Raw genomic sequence first — 18,911 nt, 5'->3', positions numbered from 1 at the left:
CAATGAATAAATTTACTTTAGGAATGATAGGCCTTGGAACCATGGGCCGTAATTTATTGCTCAACATGGCCGACAATGACTTTAAGGTAACCGGATATGACAAAGATCCTAAAATGCTGCAAAAGCTTGAGGAAGATGGCAAAGCCCATAATTTAAAAGGCTTCGCTTCTTTAGAAGATTTTATACGGAGTTTAGAATTGCCAAGACGGGTAATGCTATTGGTACCCGCCGGTCAGATTGTAGACAGTGTAATAAAGGAACTTGTTCCTTTGCTGGACAAAGGTGACATGATCATTGACAGTGGAAATTCACATTTCACAGATACCAGCCGCCGGGCCACAGAACTATCAGAAGAAGGCATCCATTTTTTTGGTATGGGTATCTCCGGCGGAGAAGAGGGCGCACGTTTTGGACCAAGCATGATGCCAGGAGGGGATAAAACCGCCTACAATGCAGTAAAACCTATTCTTGAGGCGGTATCAGCCAAAGTAAACGGCGATCCCTGTGTAGCATATATCGGTCCGGGTGCCGCGGGTCACTTTGTAAAAATGGTGCATAACGGCATCGAATATTCGATGATGCAGATCCTGGCCGAAACCTATGACCTTTTAAAGAACGGTGCTGGTTATAACAACGATCAGATTTATGGCTTATTTGAAAAATGGAACAACGGCAGACTAAAATCATTCCTACTGGAAGTAACACGTGATATTTTCAAAGTCAAAGACGAAAAAACCGGAGGCTATCTCTTAGACCTTATAAAAGATGAAGCCAAATCTAAAGGAACCGGTAAATGGACCTCCCAGGTATCAATGGACCTTCAATTACCGATTCCAACTATTAATGAGTCAGTAAGTTCTCGTGATCTTTCTAAATTTAAGGCTTTACGTGTTGCTTTGTCAAACGCACTTCCTCATAAGCGCATAGAAATTACAGACAAAAAAACCTTTGAAGTTCAGCTGGAACAGGCTTTATATTTTGCCATGATCACTTCCTACGCCCAGGGGCTGCACCTTTTGGAACAGGCATCAAAAGAGTTCAAATACGAACTGAACCTAAAGGAAATATCACAGATCTGGCGTGGAGGATGCATTATCCGTGCAGAACTGCTGGAAGATATTTACCAGGCTTATTCAAAACAAGCCGGACTACCGCATTTATATTCAGATTCGGGCATTCAACAGCAGCTGGAAGAGATTATACCAGCTACCAGAGCCATTGTGATCAGCGCCATTCAAAATGGCATAGCTGTCCCTTGTTACGCTTCTGCCTTAACCTATTTTGATTCACTCAGAACCGATAAATCACCTTTAAACTTAACCCAGGCACAAAGAGATTTCTTTGGCGCTCATACATTTGAACGCATAGATGAAGAAGGAATTTTTCATGCAGACTGGAATTCTAATAATTTGTAAATAATGAAGACAAGCATCAGCCTCAGTCCAACAATAATTGTAATTTTTGGTGGTACCGGCGATTTAAATCTGCGCAAACTAGCGCCCGCACTCTACAATCTGTATTCAGAAGGCTATATGCCCGAGAAATATGCCATCATTGGTACTGCCCGCAGACCATTGGACGACGACAAATTCAGAAACACGTTAATGGAGGGCGTAAATAGCTTTTCCCGTACTGGTAAAGTGCATAAAGATAAATGGGAGAGTTTTTCAAAGAACATTTATTACCAGTCCAGTGATGTTAAGGATTCTGCATCGTTTGATGAACTTCGGATAGTAATTGAAAAGTTTAAAGATGAATTCGGCCCGGAAACCCAGATCGTTTATTACCTGGCTGTATCTCCGGATCTTTTCCCGGCTATTGCAAAGCGTCTTGCTAAATTCAAACTGGCAGAAAACGAAGACAACTGCCGCATTGTAGTCGAAAAACCCTTTGGTAAAGATCTTGACACCGCCCGTGAACTGAATGAACTTTTAAAAGAGCGTTTCAAAGAAAAACAGATCTACAGAATAGACCATTACCTGGGTAAGGAAACCGTACAAAATATCATGGCTTTCCGCTTTGCCAATTCATTTTTGGAGCCTCTCTGGAACAGAAACTATATAGACCACGTACAGATCTCTGTTACTGAGCAGCTGGGCGTGGGCGACCGTGGTGGTTATTATGACGGGTCAGGAGCACTTCGCGATATGATCCAAAACCACCTTTTGCAACTCCTTTGCATTATCGGTATGGAAACCCCAATCAATTTTGACGCTGATGAAATCAGGGATAAAAAAGTAGATGTACTGAAAGCAATGCGTCCTTTCTCTGCCGAAGATATCCGTTTTAACACGGTTCGTGGCCAATACAGCAAAGGCTGGATCAAAGGCACTGAAGTACCCGCCTACAGGTCTGAAAAAGACGTACCGGATGATTCTAACACTGAAACGTTTGCTGCTATTAAGTTCTTTGTGGACAACTGGCGCTGGAAAGGCATCCCCTTTTATGTGCGTACCGGAAAATGCCTTACACAATCTTCTTCATTGATCACTATTCAGTTCAAAGATGTACCACACCAGGTTTTCCCGGGTGGAGCTGCTGAAAATTGGCAACAAAACAGATTGATCATCAGCATACAACCTGAAATGAGCATCCGTTTACAAGTTCAGGGAAAAAGACCCGGACTAGACATGATCCTGAATCCTGTTGATATGGTATTTGATTATAAAGGCACCTATACTACCGAATCACCGGAAGCCTATGAGACACTCCTGCTGGACGTGATGACAGGCGATCAGACTCAGTTTATGCGTGCCGATCAGGTAGAAATTGCATGGGAACTATTAATGCCGGTAATCAATGCCTGGGAACAAAAAAAATCCCTGAGCTTCCCTAATTATACCGCGGGTTCAGTTGGGCCAGAAAATGCAGAAGCGCTGATAGCAAGAGACGGATTTCATTGGTTTACTTTGCCATTAAATAAAGATTAACTAAATGAACCTACTCATCTACCACACCCAGGCAGAGCTTTTTGAAGACCTGATAGATTACATAGTTTCGATAGCTGATAGTGCCATAAAAGAAAACGACCGGTTTAATTTTGTACTCACCGGTGGTAATTCTCCTAAAGCACTTTATGAGCTGCTGGCTACCACTCATAAAGACAGGATTGACTGGAGCAAAGTATATTTCTTTTTTGGCGATGAGCGCAATGTATTGGCCACTCATGAAAGTTACAATGGCTTAATGGCCAAAAGATCCATATTGGATCCACTGGGAATCCCTGAAGATCACATATTTTACGTTAATACCACACTGGCCCCCGAAAAGGCAGCCATAGAGTATAACAAAGCAATCTCTGCCCATTTTGACGGTGCAGATATTGCTTTTGACCTGATATTGCTGGGTATGGGTGATGATGCCCATACCGCATCATTATTTCCGGACACCAGCATATTGACCAACAAAGAAGTCGAGATAGATTCTGTATTTGTAGAAAAACTAGCTACTTACCGGATCAGTTTTACAGCTCCGTTGATCAATAAAGCGAAAAACATTGCCTTCCTGGTATTCGGATCATCAAAAGCTGAAGCAGTGAAGCATGTGATAGAAGATGAAAGCAAAAATCCGCAGCTTTACCCTACCCAATTGATACAGCCTGTTGATGGCAGTGTTACCTGGTTTTTGGATAAAGCTGCAGCAAACCTATTGGAAGGTTAGTTGGACTTTTTCAGATATTGATAGAGCTCGCTGTTGGTAGACAATATCACCGAGGTCTTTTCACTAAATGTCTTGTCAAGTGTTTCCATCGACTTTAAAAACCCATACAAGCTCTTAGACTGAGCGGATTGATTATAAGCAGATGCATAGATGGATGCCGCACTGGCATCCGCTCTGCCTTTTATCTCCTCAGCTCTTTTAAAGGCCGCAGATTGAATATTCTTTAGTTCCCTATCCTTATCTCCATTTATCTTGGAAGCCTCGCCCTGCCCTTCCGACCTGAACTTATCCGCAATCCTGAAACGCTCACTTTTCATACGCTCGTAAACTTGTGTCTGTACTTCCTGCACATAGTTGATTCTTTTAAACCTGAAGTCCAGGATTTTTATGCCCAGTTCAATGGCTTGCTTATTAGCAGATTTAAGTATCATTTCCTGCATTTTGTCCCGGCCTACATAGACTTTTGTTAAGGAATCGCCCAACACCTCCCCTATCGAATCCAGTTCTGGCTTTCTGTTACTGCTTCTTACCAGTTCCTCAATGTTGTTCTTGGCCACAACATTTCTTGTCTCCCCGTCCAGGATATCGTCCAATCTGGATTGAGCTCCCCGCTCGTTTGTAAGCCTTTTAAAGAACTGCAGCGGATCGGTAATCTGCCATCTGGCATAAGTCTCTACAAAAATGAATTTCTTGTCCTTTGTAGGCAACTGGTTGGGATCACCTACCCATTCCATAAAGCGCTTTTCAAAAACATTAGCAGTCTGTATAAATGGCAGTTTAAAATTTATTCCAGGTGTAGTAATGGCATTGCCAATAGGTCTTCCAAATTGGGTAACCACCACTTGTTCATATTCCTTAACAGTAAAAGTACTGGTCAGCAAACACAACAGCGCAAAAAAAGCAAGTAATCCCAATAGTATCTGTTTTCCCCTCATCTTAATTCTTTTTAGTGTTATCCTTATTCAGTTGCATCTGGAGCAGCGGCAATACATTCGCTCCATTTTGATCAGTGACGATCACATTACCCAGCTTGGACAATATGGTTGTCATATTTTCCAGGTAGATCCGCTTTTTAGTTACTTCAGGTGCCTTTATGTATTGATTGTAAAGGTCATTAAACCTGGTTGACTCACCCTGGGCATTGTTTATCCGTTCTATCGCATATCCTTCAGCTTTTTGTATCGTAGCCTTAGCCTCTCCGCTTGCTTTTGGGATTACTTTGTTGTATTCAGACTTGGCCTGGTTGATCAGTGTTTCCTTTTCCTGCTGCGCCTCGTTTACCGCATTAAATGCTGCTTTTACAGGATCAGGTGGATTCACATCCTGCAGCACCACCTGTTCTATTTTAATCCCTATGTTATACTCATTACAGATCTCCTGGATCAGCTGATGCAATTTTACGGTAATCTCGGTTCTGCCTATGGTCAACACCTCATTGACAGTCCTGTCCCCTACTACCTGCCTGGTGGCGGCTTCAGATATATTCCTGAGTGTACTTTCCGGATCCCGCACCTTAAATAAATAATTATAGGCATCATTGATCCTGTACTGCACTACCCATTCTACATCGGCAAGGTTAAGATCTCCGGTCAGCATCAGCGATTCATCTCTTAAACCATCCTTTGAATATTCAGACTGATTGTCCACTGCACCCAGCGACCGGAAGCCAAACTCCAGCTTTTGCTGGCGTTCTACGGGTACTTTATGCACCGTCTCTATAAACGGCATTTTGAGGTTCAATCCCGGGTCTACTGTTCTGGTGTATCTACCCACCCGGGTAATAACTCCTACTTCTTCAGTACCTATCTGAAAAATAGTTCCCCAAAGCAGGATCACCACCAATATGGCAATTAAAATAAATCTTAAATTTTCTCTGATCCTGGTCAGGATCGTTGATTGGGTAATTTGGTTTGTAAAGTCTCTCTCCTTAAATTCCATAATGATTAGGTAGTAAAAAAATCGGTTCGTTCTCTTAAATCGGCCTGCGCCGCAGAGAAAGATACCAAATTTCTACTCAAAAAACGAATGTTTTACCCGATCTCTCCAGCTTCTGCCAGTGCTGTTCTCGCTCTCCGTTCGCTTCCTCCAGGGGGTATGGTAGGGGTACTGACGTATCACGCAGGGGGTTAATTGGACTGCAACCGAATCAACCTCCTGGCAACCCTCTGGTAATAGCGAACACAAAGCAAACAGACAAATAACAGATACAATAAAAATCTGACAATAAAACATAAATAATTACGCACCTTTATACAAAAAATCGGATAAACAAATTTACATAATGTTATCTCACCGCGCTATCAAAAAATTATGGGCCAATTATAAACAGTTGGTTGAAAGACTAATGAAAGATAGTTCGGTAAGCGCTGAAAAAAACCTTGTATACTGGCAAAACAGACTCTTTGTAAAAGCAATCATCTATGCCCTGCCCACAGGTCTGCTGATATTAATCCCAAGTGTTATACTAGAACTTAAAGCCGGCCATCCTTACGTAGCCATAACTGATATCTGTATGATGGCATTCGTGATAACAATAGCTTTGAATCAAAATCAGACACTGCATTCACGCAAGGTATGGGTGTTGATAACGGTTGCTATTTTCGCAATATCGATGATCATGTTTATGGGAATGATAGTGATGGGATTTATCTATTTATTTGCATTAGTAGTCTTCAGTTCGCTTCAGTTTTCGGACAAATGGGCCTATGGTGTAGTCGGGCTCAATTTTCTAGTCTTCGCAATAATTTCGTTAATCCTGTTTTTTGACCCCAGCATCCTGTTTGTTCTCTCAAAAAACCTCGATTTAAACAGATGGCTGATCTTTTCAGTTAATTTTATATTTGTAAATTTCCTCATGGCAATCCTGATCCGTCAATTATTAAAAGGTCTGGACAAAACAATACTCCAGGTAGTTTTCCTATATCGGGAACTGCATAGAGAAGTAGCTGAAAAAAATAATAAGGATGCGAAATTAACAGCATCTGAAATCGAGCACAACAAAGCAATTGAGGCCAGAAATGAGCAACTAAAGGAGATTGCTTATCTTCAGTCTCATATCATACGTCGCCCGCTGGCAAATATTAAAGGCATACTGGAGTTGCTAATGCATAAAAATAATGTAGCGTCAGAACAGGAATTGTTAATTAATTTAGATGTATCGGTAAAGCAACTCGACGTTGTCATCAATGAAATAGTCAGACACTCAAACGAAGACTACAAATATACTCATGGATAGTTAGCTAATTATTTTAGTAAATAATACTATAAAGCTAAATATAATAGTATTATATTTGCTTGCTGTCAATCATGGAACTAAGCAATACTAAAAAGGAAATCTTCAGCCGTCTGCAACAGGAAATTCTTTTGCTGGAAGGTTTTAAGCCGCTCTCAAAAGGCAGTGGCTCCCGCTTTGGCTTAGGAAAAATTGAAAATGCATTTCCCAATTCCGTATTTCCAACGGCCGCCATTCACGAATTTATTAATACAGAAACTGAACATGCAGCGGCCTGCAGCGGATTCCTAGCAGGCATACTAAAAACCCTGATGTCACAAGGAGGTGCATGCCTATGGATCAGCACTTCAAGAAAACTTTTCCCTCCATCCTTAAGCATGTTTAACATCGCACCGGAACGGATAATTTTTATAGATGCCAAAGAAGAAAAAGAAGTGCTTTGGGTAATGGAACAGGCATTAAAATGCGAAGGCCTGGCCGCGGTAATTGCTGAAGTACAGGAGATCAGCATAATTCAGTCCCGCAGGCTGCAACTCGCTGTAGAAAGCAGCAAAGGAACCGGCTTTATATTGCGCAATGACCCACGAAAACTGGGAGCCAATACTTGCGTAGCCCGCTGGAAGATCAGTCCCTTACCAAGCGAACCTGAGGATGAATTACCCGGAGTGGGATTCCCCCGCTGGCAGGTCGATCTGCTGCGTGTTCGCAACGGAAATCCGGGTAGTTGGGAACTGGAATGGGCAGCGGATCAATTCATTACCATAGAAGAAAAGACAGTAACTGAAATAATGGAAAGACGAATCGCAGGGCATTACGCATGACAAATCAACGCTTTGTATCCCTATGGTTCAGGTATTTGCTAACAGATTGGCTAACACTTAAACGACCGGAACTTAAGAACCTTTCTTTTGTGATAGCTGCTCCTGTGCGTAACCGTGTAGTTGTGGTAGCAGCAAATTCCCTGGCGGAAGCAGCTGGCGTACATACGGGAATGGCCCTGGCCGATGCAAATGCAATTATTCCGGGTTTAGAAGTCGTATCCCACGTATCCGGTCAGGAAGCTAAACTGCTCAATGCATTGGGTGAATGGTGTATCCGGTATTCTCCGCAGGTCGCTATCGATTTTCCAGAAGGCCTGATACTGGATATTTCAGGCTGCGCACATCTATGGGGCGGAGAGCGTGAATATTTAAAGGAAATTGTAACCCGGTTGATCTCAAAGGGATACCATGTCCGTGGAGCGATGGCCGATACGGTTGGTACAGCCTGGGCTGTCGCACGATATGGAAAGGTTAGGCCAATTATAGCGCCTGGCGAACAAGAACAGGCTTTATATCCCTTACCACCGGCAGCTCTGAGGCTGGAAGCTGTCGTGGCAGAGCGACTCCTGAAGCTGGGCTTCCATACCATCAAAAGCTTTATTCATACAGGTCGCACGGCATTACGCCGTCGTTTTGGTCAGGATTTTATATTGAAGCTCGACCAGGCTTTGGGCAATGAAGATGAACCTTTGCAACTCTTACAGCCTATTGAGCCATACGCTGAACGCCTGCCATGCTTAGAACCTATCCGAACAAGGGAAGGAATAGCGCTTGCCATTAAAGAACTACTAGAGCGCTTATGTAAGCGGCTATATACCGATAAAAAAGGCATCCTTACCGCTGTTTTAAAATGTTACCGGATAGATGGGGGAATGGTACAGGTTCAGATTGGAAGCAATCACCCGGCTAATCAGGTAATGCGATTGTTCAAGTTATTTGAATTGAAAATAGAAACAATCAAACCTAAATTAGGTATTGAACTCTTTACCCTTGAAGCACCAAAAGTAGGAGAAACAGACACCGAACAGGAGTTCCTTTGGTCGCCTGAAGGTTGTGGATTAGCTGATAAAGGTTTGGCTGAGCTGCTGGATACGCTGGCCAACAAGATTGGAGCAGACAAGATCCACAGATATTTGCCGGAAGAACGGCATTGGCCGGAGCAATCTATCAGACTGGCCTCATCGCTTGACGAGCAGCCAGCTACGGTATGGCGGAAAGACCGGCCCCGGCCCTCCCTGTTATTACCAAGGCCTGAAAAGATCGAAGTATCATCTATATTACCAGATAATCCTCCTATGCTTTTTATCTATAAAGGGGTACGGCATATCATCAAAAAAGCGGATGACGCCGAACGGATCGAAAGGAGCTGGTGGGAAGATCAGGGACAGCATAGGGATTATTATGTAGTAGAAGATGAAGAAGGCAGAAGGTATTGGGTATTCCGGTCCGGGCACTACAATGACGAACGCGCCGGATGGTATTTACATGGTTTTTTTGCTTAAACATCATGGATTATGCAGAACTACAGGTAACCAGCAATTTCACTTTTATGAGGGGCGGTTCACATCCCGAGGAACTGGTGAACCGTGCCTCAGCATTGGGTTATACCAAAATAGCCATTACCGACCGAAATAGCATGGCTGGCGTAGTACGCGCGCACCAGGCTGCTAAGATCAAGGGAATTGGCTTTATTCCAGCCTGCAGACTTGATTTGGTAGACGGACCGAGTTTACTTGCTTACCCTACCGACATTACCGCTTGGGGGCGCTTATGCGCTTTGCTGAGCTTGGGCAACCTGCGGACTGAAAAAGGTAAATGCGAGTTGTATAAAGCAGATGTATATGCACATAAGAAAGGAATTAAGTTTGTCGTCATCCCGCCTTTAGCGCTCAATAACAGGTTTGATTTTGATGATGACTTTAAAACTAATCTCCAACAGTATCAAAAAATATTTGGCGACGAGCTGTATATATCTGCCTCCCGCACTTATGGTGGGAATGACAATAAGCGCTTCCATCGCATGGCAAATCTGGATATCCCTATGGTAGCCACCAATGATGTACATTACCACATCACTCAGCGCAGGGAACTACAGGACGTACAAACCTGTGTGCGCGAGAAATGCACCATCAGCAATGCAGGCTTTCACCTGCATGCCAATGCAGAGCGTCATTTAAAATCAAAGGAGGAATTGTTGCGGCTTTTCAATCTGTATCCTGATGCGATACAAAGAACACAGGAGATTGCTGCAGTCTGCAATTTTTCGCTGGATGAACTGAAATACCTGGAGCCTGAATGGCCTAGTCCGGATGGACGAACAGCAGATGAGCATCTTGCTGTACTTACCTGGGCTGGCGCAAATAAGATATTTGGCAATACGCTTACTAAGAAGATCAAAGAGCAGATTGAATTTGAACTCGACTTCTTTAAGCGCCGAAAACTGGCGCCTTATTTCCTAAGGATTTATGAATACACAAGCAAGGCGACAGAACTAGGCATTTTGCATCAGGGACGAGGTTCCGCAGCGAATTGTACGGTCTGCTTTTGCCTGGGAATTACCTCCGTAAATCCTGCTAAATCACGATTGCTATTTTCCCGGTTTATGTCCGACGCCCGGGATGAATGGCCCGATGTGGATGTCGACTTTGAGCATGAGCGACGGGAAGAAATCATTCAATGGATTTATGAAACCTATGGGCGTGATCATGCCGCCATAGTGGCTACTGTTACCCAGGAAAGGCACAAAGGGGCCGTCAGAGATGTAGGTAAAGCGATGGGCTTATCTGAAGATACGATTAAAAGGCTTTCAGGTGTGTTCTGGCATTATTACGAAGACTCCTTTGACCGGGAACGGGTCTTGGAACAGGGATTGAATCCTGATGATCCTTTGCTAAAGAAAGTACTGGAACTTACAGAAGCTATGGTGGGTTTTCCGCGGCAGCTGGGGCAGCATACCGGAGGATTTGTAATTACCCAGACCAAACTTTCAGATATCTGTCCGGTTATGAATGCGCGGATGGAAAACCGTACCCAACTGGAATGGAACAAGGATGACCTCGAAGCGCTGGGCATCCTTAAAGTAGATGTGCTGGCATTGGGTATGCTTACCTGTATCCGCAAGGCTTTTGACCTGACAAAAGCACATTATGGGCGAAGCCTAAGCCTTGAAAATGTACCTCAGGATGATACTGCCGTCTACGACATGATATGCAAAGCAGATACTTTAGGCGTGTTTCAGATAGAGAGCCGTGCACAGATGTCTATGCTACCGCGATTAAAACCCAGGGTATTCTATGATCTCGTGATTGAAGTGGCCATTGTAAGGCCAGGGCCGATACAAGGGGATATGGTACACCCGTATCTAAGGAGGCGGGATAAAATTGATCCTGTTGCGTACCCAAGCGAGGAACTGGAAAAGGTCTTGAGCCGGACATTGGGCGTACCTTTATTCCAGGAACAAGCGATGGAAATAGCCATGGTTGCTGCAGATTTTACACCAGCAGAGGCCGACCAATTGCGCCGTAGCATGGCTACTTTTAAAGCTAAGGGACTAGTCAGTGAATTCAGGGAAAAACTGGTCAATGGCATGGTAGCAAAGGGTTATGAACAGGCGTATGCCGAAAGGGTATTCAAGCAACTGGAGGGCTTCGGTAGCTATGGATTCCCTGAAAGCCATGCCGCCAGCTTCGCCCACCTGGTATATATCTCCAGCTGGCTCAAATGTCATTATCCCGATATATTTGCTGCTGCATTACTCAATAGCCAGCCCATGGGTTTTTACCGCCCTGCACAAATTGTGATTGATGCAGAGCGGCACGGCGTGGTCATGCGTCCGGTAGACATCAACCATTCCCTATGGGACAATACCCTTGAGGAAAAGGATGGAAAATACTGTGCTGTGAGACTAGGTTTCAGGCAAGTTTCCGGGCTTAGCGCAGAAGATATGCATATACTGATCACCAACAGACCTGTCCATGGATATAGCAGCATTACCCAATTAAGCGAAGCAGGCGTGCCGCAGGATGCCATCGAGGGCTTAAGTGATGCAGATGCTTTCCGTTCGCTCAACCTTGACCGACGTGCGGCTTTATGGGAACTTTCTGCGCTACAGGACCAGCCCATCGCATTGTTTGCCGGACAACCCTCTGAAAGCGTTCACGAAGGACAGGTATTACTTCCATTTATGACTGCTGCCGAACATGTAGTGCAGGATTATTCTGCCACAGGACTCTCTTTAAAAGCCCATCCGGTGAGCTTTGTGAGGGAGCAATTAAATCTTTTACATGTTACTGAAACAGCAAAGCTGCAGCAACTCAAAAACGGTGACACCGTTAAAGTAGCCGGCTTAATCACCGTAAGGCAACGTCCCGGCACTGCCAAAGGCGTATTGTTCATCACTATAGAAGATGAAACCGGTTTCGCCAACCTGGTAGTTTGGGAAAAAGTATTTCTGCAGTACAGAAAAGAGATCCTCCAATCCCGGCTCTTTATGGTAGAAGGTAAAGTCCAGATCGAGGGCTTGGTGATCCATGTAGTAGTAAACCGTTGTTTTGACCTCAGCAAACTTCTTAAAGGACTTACCGTAACCGAATCTGCTGATCAGTCTGAAAAATCAGTCTTTCATGGTGGCAGAAACTTCAAATAGGCAAAAGTATCTTTTTGATTGTTTTCTCATAAGCTTCGGCGTAGCGCATCATTCCAATATCATTTGGATGAGTACCATCTACCGTACTTTCGATATCTTGATTAATCTCTTCTTTAGTCAGGATGAAAATATTTGTTACTCCTTTTGCTTTTAACGCAGTAAAAGCAGCTTTTAAAGCATGATTTACCCGCTCATAAGACTTCTTCCTCTCCAGGTTTATCCCATCATCGGTATAACCATCATGCTCAGTAAGCAAAATAGGCACACCTGGCTTTTTCAATTGTAAATAAGCCACTGCATCTTCAACTCTCTTTTTAATTTCAGCATTTGTGAACGCTTCACCCGTCAAATTAGGTAAGCAATCTAATACATATAGTTTTGCGTCTATCTCAGGAAGCAATTCTATTAGCTCTTTCTCTAATCTTCCATTACCAGAAAAAGCAAGGTTAACCATAGGCGTATTCAATTTACGACCTACAATTGAAGTCCAGGCTAATCCAGGGCGACTGGCACAGGCACCTTGTGCAATGGAGGTTCCATAAACTACAATTGGTTTTTCTTTATTTACAGAAGGCGTAAAATTACTCTGTTCAGGCACACTTATCTCCATCCATTTTACAGAATTATATAAAGGCAGATATAAGGTATAGTCCCTCACCTTACTATCAGCTGTTTTTAGATTTATAAAACGGTACACTATAGTATCTCCAAAAGAATACTTTCCTGCCGACCAGAGCCACTTACCATCATTAGCATCTTTGGCATATAAATCAACTCCGCTTACCCCGGTTGCAGGCATGTGAGGCATCTGTACAGATCCGGAAACCATATACCTCACAACTATTTCGGGTGCATCTGACTTAAATTGCAGATTTAATCCACTACTGTTTTTAGATAAATTCCAGACAGGTTTACGGACTAATTTCTCTGATTTAAAAGGTAGCCGATCATAAAAATCCTGTATTCCGGCATGCCAACCTTGTCCTGCTACAACACTGGTTTGATCTTTAGCAGGATTCCACGTTTTATAAACGGCTTCTTTCTGCGCAAAAGCAGAATTTGCAGCTAATAATAGCGCAAAAAAAGTCAATGATATAATTTTTTTCATTACTCACTATTTCAATTTATAAGCCAGTCCGAAGGTAAGGCTGGCCTCCGCCAATTCCCGGCTATTATACTCGCTAAAACTTGCTAAGCTATGAAGTAGCACCTGTGGGTTGACAAACACACCTATTTTATTTTTATAAAAATACTGGCCCCCTACCCTAGCATAGCTCCTATACCTGAAAATTTACTGGTGCTCGTGTTAGAAAGTTCCATATCCAAATTCAACCCGCCATTCAGGTACATATAATTCCAAAAAGACATTTTAATACTTACAGGCAGGTTCAGCATGGTGAAGTTATTTGCAAAACGCTGATTGGATCCAGTGGAAGAGAAATTGGAGGTTTCATAGTCATGATCATAATAGGTCAACCCTGTTTCCAAAGCAAGCCGTTTATTCCACTGATAGGTATAATTGATTCCAAATTTTGAGGTCGACTTCCCGTAATATCCACCCGCACCAACTACTCCCGGGAGTGTAAGTTTTGTTAAGGCGGCTGCCGCGTTTGAAAGACCGATGTAATGCCCTTTACGCTGTTCCTGCGCCGTTAAAGACAAACTAAATAATAAAAAAATAAGAGTAGTTCCTGATTTGAGAGTTGAGATTACGTTCATGATTATAGATTTGATCAATCCAAATATAGGTAAAAACACCGAATCACTTAATCCTCAGGCAATTTATTGCTTTTACCCATTTGTCGTGCTGACACTTTTTGCAAGCATGGCGTTCTTTTGGCACAAGATCTTCCACACTACCGCAAAAGCAGCAGGAATATTTCCCGGATATTGCTATTTCGCAACAACCCGCTTCAAATAATGCCGGCAAAATTGGAAGCCCAAATTTGACCGCTTCATCAGGGAAGAAATAAACACTCATCGAACCGGAAGTTTCCAAAATTGCGGTATCCACCTGACCCAAATGAGATATGCTGTACTGCCTTAGTTCAGAAAAAAATTCATCGTGGGCAAGGGACTCTTTCGAAAAATTCTCAATAGAAAATCTTCCGTCCTCAATCAGATAAGTACATTTCCCTTCTACAAGGTCATCAATTTTAGTACTCTTTGCAGTAAGATAGGTAGTTGCCCGGTACGCCCCTACTATCACCGCAAAGATCACAACCGGCACCATCAGTCCCACCTCCTTATAAAACATCGGATCTCCTGCCGCTGAACCCAGAGAAATGATCACAACCAATTCAAACACAGAGAGCTGCTTCACCCCTCTTTTGCCCAACAATCGAAGGCCCACAAGAATGATTATGTACATAATCAGCGTACGGAGCGCTATCTCCATAAGAAATTCCCAATCCTCTTCTCCGATGAAAAATGCAGACCAGTCAATAGCTAACAATCTTGATGACATAAGGTGTTGTTTTAGTAATCAAAGAACACGATAGTAAAGAAAATGTTTACAATTTACTCAGATATAGTCCTAACCCTTACTCCGGCTTGCCAGGCGATACCTCACACCTTGCCGCTATAATTTTTTTAAGGAAGTAGGATAGGTTAAAAGCAAAAATAACGTAGCCAACGAAGATGATATATCCGGGCTGCAAAGCCGTGTAATTAACTGTAGTCGTGGTAAGAAACTCATTTTTAATATTCAGGTCGGTAAGCTGGCTTTTCAGGATTCCGTTCAGGCCGATGTAGGTCATCGCAATACCTACTACCATGACATCTGCCATGTCCCATTTGCCAGAGTCAAATGCGAAATACCTGGTAATGCCGTTTTCAGCTATCGGAGGCTTGCACAGCAAGTGTATACCTCTGGCCGTCATTCTAATAAGTGGCAGGATAATGACGAATAATATAATCAAAATACCCACGGTAATAGAATCAGGCTTTGGTTGCTGGATCAATACTTCTGCAATCCCGTAAATGCTTTTGCTCTGGAAAAACAACACCTGATTATTAAAAGTAAGTTTTTCTCCCATCAAGAAGATATCCAGCGAACTCAGTCGCGCATCCACCTCGATGATCGATACCGTCACGCCTACCACCAGCAAGGCAAGGGCAAAAAGGAGCGACATGACGAATAAGGCAGTATGCAGGTGTGCTTTTTTCCTCAACATCAGCCAAATTAAAACAACAAAACCGACACAGCCCAGCATAGCGTAGGCATAATTATAGGTAACTTTTCTAATGTTTTCCAAGCGGGTTTCCAGGTATTTGTTAAACGCAGGGCCGTCTTTTACACCATGTTCTTTAAACAAATGCCGCGTCATTTTTAGGTAGGCCGTCTCGGTGCTATCGTAGGTTTGCTCCGCCAGTTCCTCAAACTTGCTGGTGGCAATACCCTTCAATTTTTGCGTGGCTTTCGGACTGTTGATCCTGGCCATAATTGTTCTGGCAAAAGAAGGCACTTGAGCGTGCAGTTCCTTAGGTTCCACAAACTGCTTAAATGCAAATTTCTTTAGTTTGCCGACAATACCCTTTTGTGGTTTGTTAAACTCAGCCACCACCTGGTCTACCATGCCATGAAGCTGTTTCTCAACCTGCCGGCGCATTTCTTTTTTCTGCTCGTCAGTTACTTTAAATCCTTCTATTTTTTGGGTGATGATATCAGCTATCTTTTCGCGCCACAGGTCTACAGAAAATACCCCAAAAGTAATGTTATTAAACATCGCATAGTCTTCCTTCAGCCGTTCCTGCTCGCTGGAGAGCTTCCTGAGCTGGTAACCGCAATAGCATTCCCCAGCCAGCACTACAGTAAGGCCCAGTATAAGCAGGATATTGGCAAGGGTCGCTTTTTTTGCAAGTTGGTTCATCAAGGTTTCTTTTGAGTTGTTAGGGTTGTTGCTGGTAAATTAGTGTGAATCATGCGGGCTGATAAATTTAAGGATCGTAGAAAGTACCAGTCCGAAAAGCACAAATGCGATAAATATGATGTAACCTGGCTGCAGAGCGGTATTGTGGGTAGAGATCAGCGTGAGCGAGGTAGCCTGAATGTCCAGCTCCTGTAGCTGTGTTTCCAGCAGTCCGTTCAGGCCAATATAGGCCATCAGGATAGCAATGATGAATACATCTGCCATGCTCCACTTGCCCGACTGAAAAGCGAAGTATTTGATCACCTTGTGCTCTGCCAGTTTCTTTTTGCCCAACAGGTGAATGCCTGTCGAGCTGAGCTTCATTACCGGAAACAGGATGCTGAAAATTAATATCAGCACGCCTACCAGTATCGAATCAATGGCCGTAGCGCTAATCAGAATCATCACCACGTCCAAAATACTCTTGCTCTGAAAAAACAGTACCTGGTCGCGGAAGGTGATATGTTCGCCCAACAACACAAAGTCGAGCTCACTAATCCGCGCATCCACCTCGATCATCGATGCGGTAAGGCCCACAGCCAGTAAAACAAAGGCGAAGATCAGCGACAGGACGAAAAGTGTGGCGTGCAGTGCTTTGCGCTTCCTGAAGGTCCACCATGCCAGCAGAAAGAAGATGATACCGCCGAGCATGGCAATACTGTAAGTATAGGTAGCATCTTTGATCTTTTTCAGTTCAGCTATAACCTTAGTATTAAAGTCTTTTCGGTCTGACACGTTATATTTGCTATACACTGCACTTATTTTTTTGGCATTGGCAGTAAGGGTGCTGTCTATAAAGTCAGTCTCTTCCATTTGGTGCAGTTTATCCATAGCCATAGTACCGAGCTGCTTTTTCATTGCGGGATTGTCTACCTTGTTGATAATAGTTCTGGCGATACCGGGCACCTTTTTTTTAATGGTATCTACCTCCACAAAATTCTTTACCGCAAACTTAACCAGCTTGCCCCTGATGGATTTCTTCTTAGGTTCCGTTACCAGCGCCTCTGCCTTGTCGATGAGCGCTATGATCACCCCCTCGATTTCCTTTTGCAGTTCCTTTTTATGTTTATCGCTAATGTCCAGCCTTTTGGACTGCAGCGAAATGATATTTTCTATCTTGCCTTGCCACTGCTCCATAGAAAACAGTCCCAGCATAATGTTATTCATTTGGGCATAGTCATGCTTCAGTTGCTCCTGCTTTTCCGAAAGCTGATGCAGGCGGTAACCAAAAAAAGCCTCGCCAATAAGCAAAATAGATAAGCCCAGGATCAATAAGATCTTAGGCATGTTCATACCCATGCCGGGAGCGTTTGCTTGTTTTTCTGTCAATTTGTATCGGGTTGAAAATTACATCGATAACAAGCATGGTTGCAGTTTGTTTGATCGTGGGTGTTTTTGCTATAAAATTCATTAATTTGCCAGCATGGGACTACGCTTCATATTTGTAATAATCATGCTCTTTACGGGTATGCAAACCGCCACTTCTTCTCCTCCACAGCAGCAGAAGATTCAGTTAAAACTGAAGCTAAATTCCAGTACTGATATCCATATAAGGAAGGCAGCCTTAAAGTACAATAAGCAGCTGGCACTTAGCTTTACGCTCGATGATGGCTATCGTTCCGCATTTTTATGTGCTTACCCACTACTGAATGGTGGCAAGGTCAGCCCTGCTTTTGTTGACGGATGGAGTAAAGATCAGGGAGGAGACGGGAGTTTGTCAAAAGGCCTTTATTATTCTGACGGATGTGGCAATCGGGTACCTTTCCGTCTAGCCTTAGCTGTTAATGCTTCCAGTTTTAATGACACCAGGCCAGAACGCGGAAACTTGAACTGGGATGAAATGAAGATTTTTTATAATGCAGGCTGGGATATCCTAAATCATAGCTTTAGCCATTCTACCAAACATGGCACCAATTACGAAGCTCAAGTTGTAGAAAATAATCAAGCAATCAGCAAAGGGCTTGGCTTCGAGCTATCCCATTTTGTGGTGCCCGGTGGTGAAGCTGACCCTGGTTACGATATGGAGTATGCCAAAGCAGCTTTTAAGAACGGCTTATTTTCTGTCGCAACGACGAGCGGTGCCGGCCCCGTGATTGATGTGAGCAAACCCCTTGACTTAAACAACCTGGTATACAACCGTACATTCGTCAGAAGTGATACTGTCAGCAATAACTTTGCGCTGATTAACCAACACCTGAAAAATATAGCATCTCTGCTTCAGAAACCTGGTGCAACCTGGTACAACGAGTTTTCACATGGCGTAGGGAATGACAACCTTTGGGGCATAAGTTTAACTTTCCCTGATTTTAAACATTATATGACAAGGCTTGCCGTCAGGCATGGTGCAGCAGGTGATGACAAATTATGGATGGCACCCTGGCAGGAAGTCTACGAATATCTATGGCTCAGGGACCAGGCCGTGCTCAAAACAACGCGCAAAGGCAGGGAAGTATTCATTGAAATTACCCTACCAAAATCCCCACCCTCTTTCAGGCATCATGCGCTTTCTTTAGTTGTCAATACCAATTCGAAATTTGACTTGATTGTCCCAAAAAACGAGGGGGTAAGCATTACCTCAAACGGGAAGAGCAATCATAACCTGATCAATATTTTGTGGTAGTAAATCTGTGTTTTTAAGTAGA

Annotated in this window: 15 protein-coding genes; 8 read left to right on the top strand and 7 right to left on the bottom strand. The window is 43.5% G+C overall.

Features of this window, described 5'->3' with window-relative positions; translation table 11 throughout:
• Window positions 1-2 precede the first annotated feature (2 nt).
• From gndA to pgl, 3 genes are read left to right on the top strand one after another with little or no spacing between them, the layout of a single operon-like run.
• Window positions 3-1,415, top strand: a complete 1,413-nt coding sequence (gene gndA, locus EZ437_RS11265; RefSeq protein ID WP_131596041.1) for an NADP-dependent phosphogluconate dehydrogenase — start codon at window positions 3-5, stop codon at window positions 1,413-1,415.
• A gap of 3 nt (window positions 1,416-1,418) precedes the next feature.
• Complete coding sequence (zwf, locus tag EZ437_RS11260) at window positions 1,419-2,930, top strand: glucose-6-phosphate dehydrogenase (RefSeq protein WP_131596040.1); 1,512 nt, start codon at window positions 1,419-1,421, stop codon at window positions 2,928-2,930.
• A gap of 4 nt (window positions 2,931-2,934) precedes the next feature.
• Window positions 2,935-3,660, top strand: a complete 726-nt coding sequence (gene pgl, locus EZ437_RS11255; RefSeq protein ID WP_131596039.1) for a 6-phosphogluconolactonase — start codon at window positions 2,935-2,937, stop codon at window positions 3,658-3,660.
• Here the strand turns inward: pgl and hflC are convergent.
• Both hflC and hflK read right to left on the bottom strand, forming a co-directional pair.
• Complete coding sequence (hflC, locus tag EZ437_RS11250; protein ID WP_131596037.1) at window positions 3,657-4,595, bottom strand: protease modulator HflC; 939 nt, start codon at window positions 4,593-4,595, stop codon at window positions 3,657-3,659. The two genes, pgl and hflC, sit on opposite strands and share 4 nt — an antisense overlap.
• 1 nt (window position 4,596) lies before the next feature.
• Window positions 4,597-5,598 carry an FtsH protease activity modulator HflK gene (gene hflK, locus EZ437_RS11245; RefSeq protein ID WP_131596035.1) on the bottom strand — a complete coding sequence of 334 codons (1,002 nt, stop codon included), beginning with the start codon at window positions 5,596-5,598 and terminating at the stop codon, window positions 4,597-4,599.
• 343 nt (window positions 5,599-5,941) lie between these two features.
• On the opposite strand from hflK, the gene EZ437_RS11240 reads away from it, so the two are divergent.
• The 4 genes from EZ437_RS11240 (at window position 5,942) to EZ437_RS11225 (ending at window position 12,358) form a co-directional block, all read left to right on the top strand.
• Window positions 5,942-6,895 carry an ATP-binding protein gene (locus tag EZ437_RS11240; RefSeq protein WP_131596034.1) on the top strand — a complete coding sequence of 318 codons (954 nt, stop codon included), beginning with the start codon at window positions 5,942-5,944 and terminating at the stop codon, window positions 6,893-6,895.
• Between the two features lie 71 nt (window positions 6,896-6,966).
• Window positions 6,967-7,713 carry an ImuA family protein gene (locus tag EZ437_RS11235; protein WP_131596032.1) on the top strand — a complete coding sequence of 249 codons (747 nt, stop codon included), beginning with the start codon at window positions 6,967-6,969 and terminating at the stop codon, window positions 7,711-7,713.
• Window positions 7,710-9,215, top strand: a complete 1,506-nt coding sequence (locus EZ437_RS11230) for a Y-family DNA polymerase (protein ID WP_131596030.1) — start codon at window positions 7,710-7,712, stop codon at window positions 9,213-9,215. Before EZ437_RS11235 ends, EZ437_RS11230 begins: the two co-directional genes overlap by 4 nt.
• 5 nt (window positions 9,216-9,220) lie before the next feature.
• Window positions 9,221-12,358, top strand: a complete 3,138-nt coding sequence (locus tag EZ437_RS11225) for an error-prone DNA polymerase (RefSeq protein WP_131596028.1) — start codon at window positions 9,221-9,223, stop codon at window positions 12,356-12,358.
• Here the strand turns inward: EZ437_RS11225 and EZ437_RS11220 are convergent.
• The 5 genes from EZ437_RS11220 to EZ437_RS11200 all read right to left on the bottom strand — a co-directional run bounded on the left by EZ437_RS11220 (window position 12,351) and on the right by EZ437_RS11200 (window position 17,598).
• Window positions 12,351-13,466 carry an SGNH/GDSL hydrolase family protein gene (locus EZ437_RS11220; protein ID WP_131596026.1) on the bottom strand — a complete coding sequence of 372 codons (1,116 nt, stop codon included), beginning with the start codon at window positions 13,464-13,466 and terminating at the stop codon, window positions 12,351-12,353. The two genes, EZ437_RS11225 and EZ437_RS11220, sit on opposite strands and share 8 nt — an antisense overlap.
• Before the next feature lie 152 nt (window positions 13,467-13,618).
• Window positions 13,619-14,077, bottom strand: a complete 459-nt coding sequence (locus EZ437_RS11215) for an outer membrane beta-barrel protein (RefSeq protein WP_131596024.1) — start codon at window positions 14,075-14,077, stop codon at window positions 13,619-13,621.
• Between the two features lie 43 nt (window positions 14,078-14,120).
• Window positions 14,121-14,825 (bottom strand): DUF421 domain-containing protein, encoded by a 705-nt coding sequence (locus tag EZ437_RS11210; protein WP_131596022.1) that lies wholly within the window; start codon window positions 14,823-14,825, stop codon window positions 14,121-14,123.
• 76 nt (window positions 14,826-14,901) lie between these two features.
• Window positions 14,902-16,230: a paraquat-inducible protein A gene (locus tag EZ437_RS11205; RefSeq protein ID WP_131596020.1), complete on the bottom strand. Its 1,329-nt coding sequence runs from the start codon at window positions 16,228-16,230 to the stop codon at window positions 14,902-14,904.
• A gap of 39 nt (window positions 16,231-16,269) precedes the next feature.
• Window positions 16,270-17,598: a paraquat-inducible protein A gene (locus EZ437_RS11200; protein WP_225869558.1), complete on the bottom strand. Its 1,329-nt coding sequence runs from the start codon at window positions 17,596-17,598 to the stop codon at window positions 16,270-16,272.
• A gap of 94 nt (window positions 17,599-17,692) precedes the next feature.
• Between EZ437_RS11200 and EZ437_RS11195 the strand changes: the two genes are divergently transcribed.
• Window positions 17,693-18,889: a polysaccharide deacetylase family protein gene (locus tag EZ437_RS11195; protein ID WP_131596018.1), complete on the top strand. Its 1,197-nt coding sequence runs from the start codon at window positions 17,693-17,695 to the stop codon at window positions 18,887-18,889.
• Window positions 18,890-18,911: the final 22 nt, after the last annotated feature.

Origin of the sequence: Pedobacter psychroterrae (assembly GCF_004331695.1) — a bacterium.
In the GTDB taxonomy this organism is placed as follows: domain Bacteria; phylum Bacteroidota; class Bacteroidia; order Sphingobacteriales; family Sphingobacteriaceae; genus Pedobacter; species Pedobacter psychroterrae.
The sequence above is the reverse complement of the archived record's forward strand: the minus strand, read 5'-3'. Positions and strand labels throughout refer to the sequence as shown.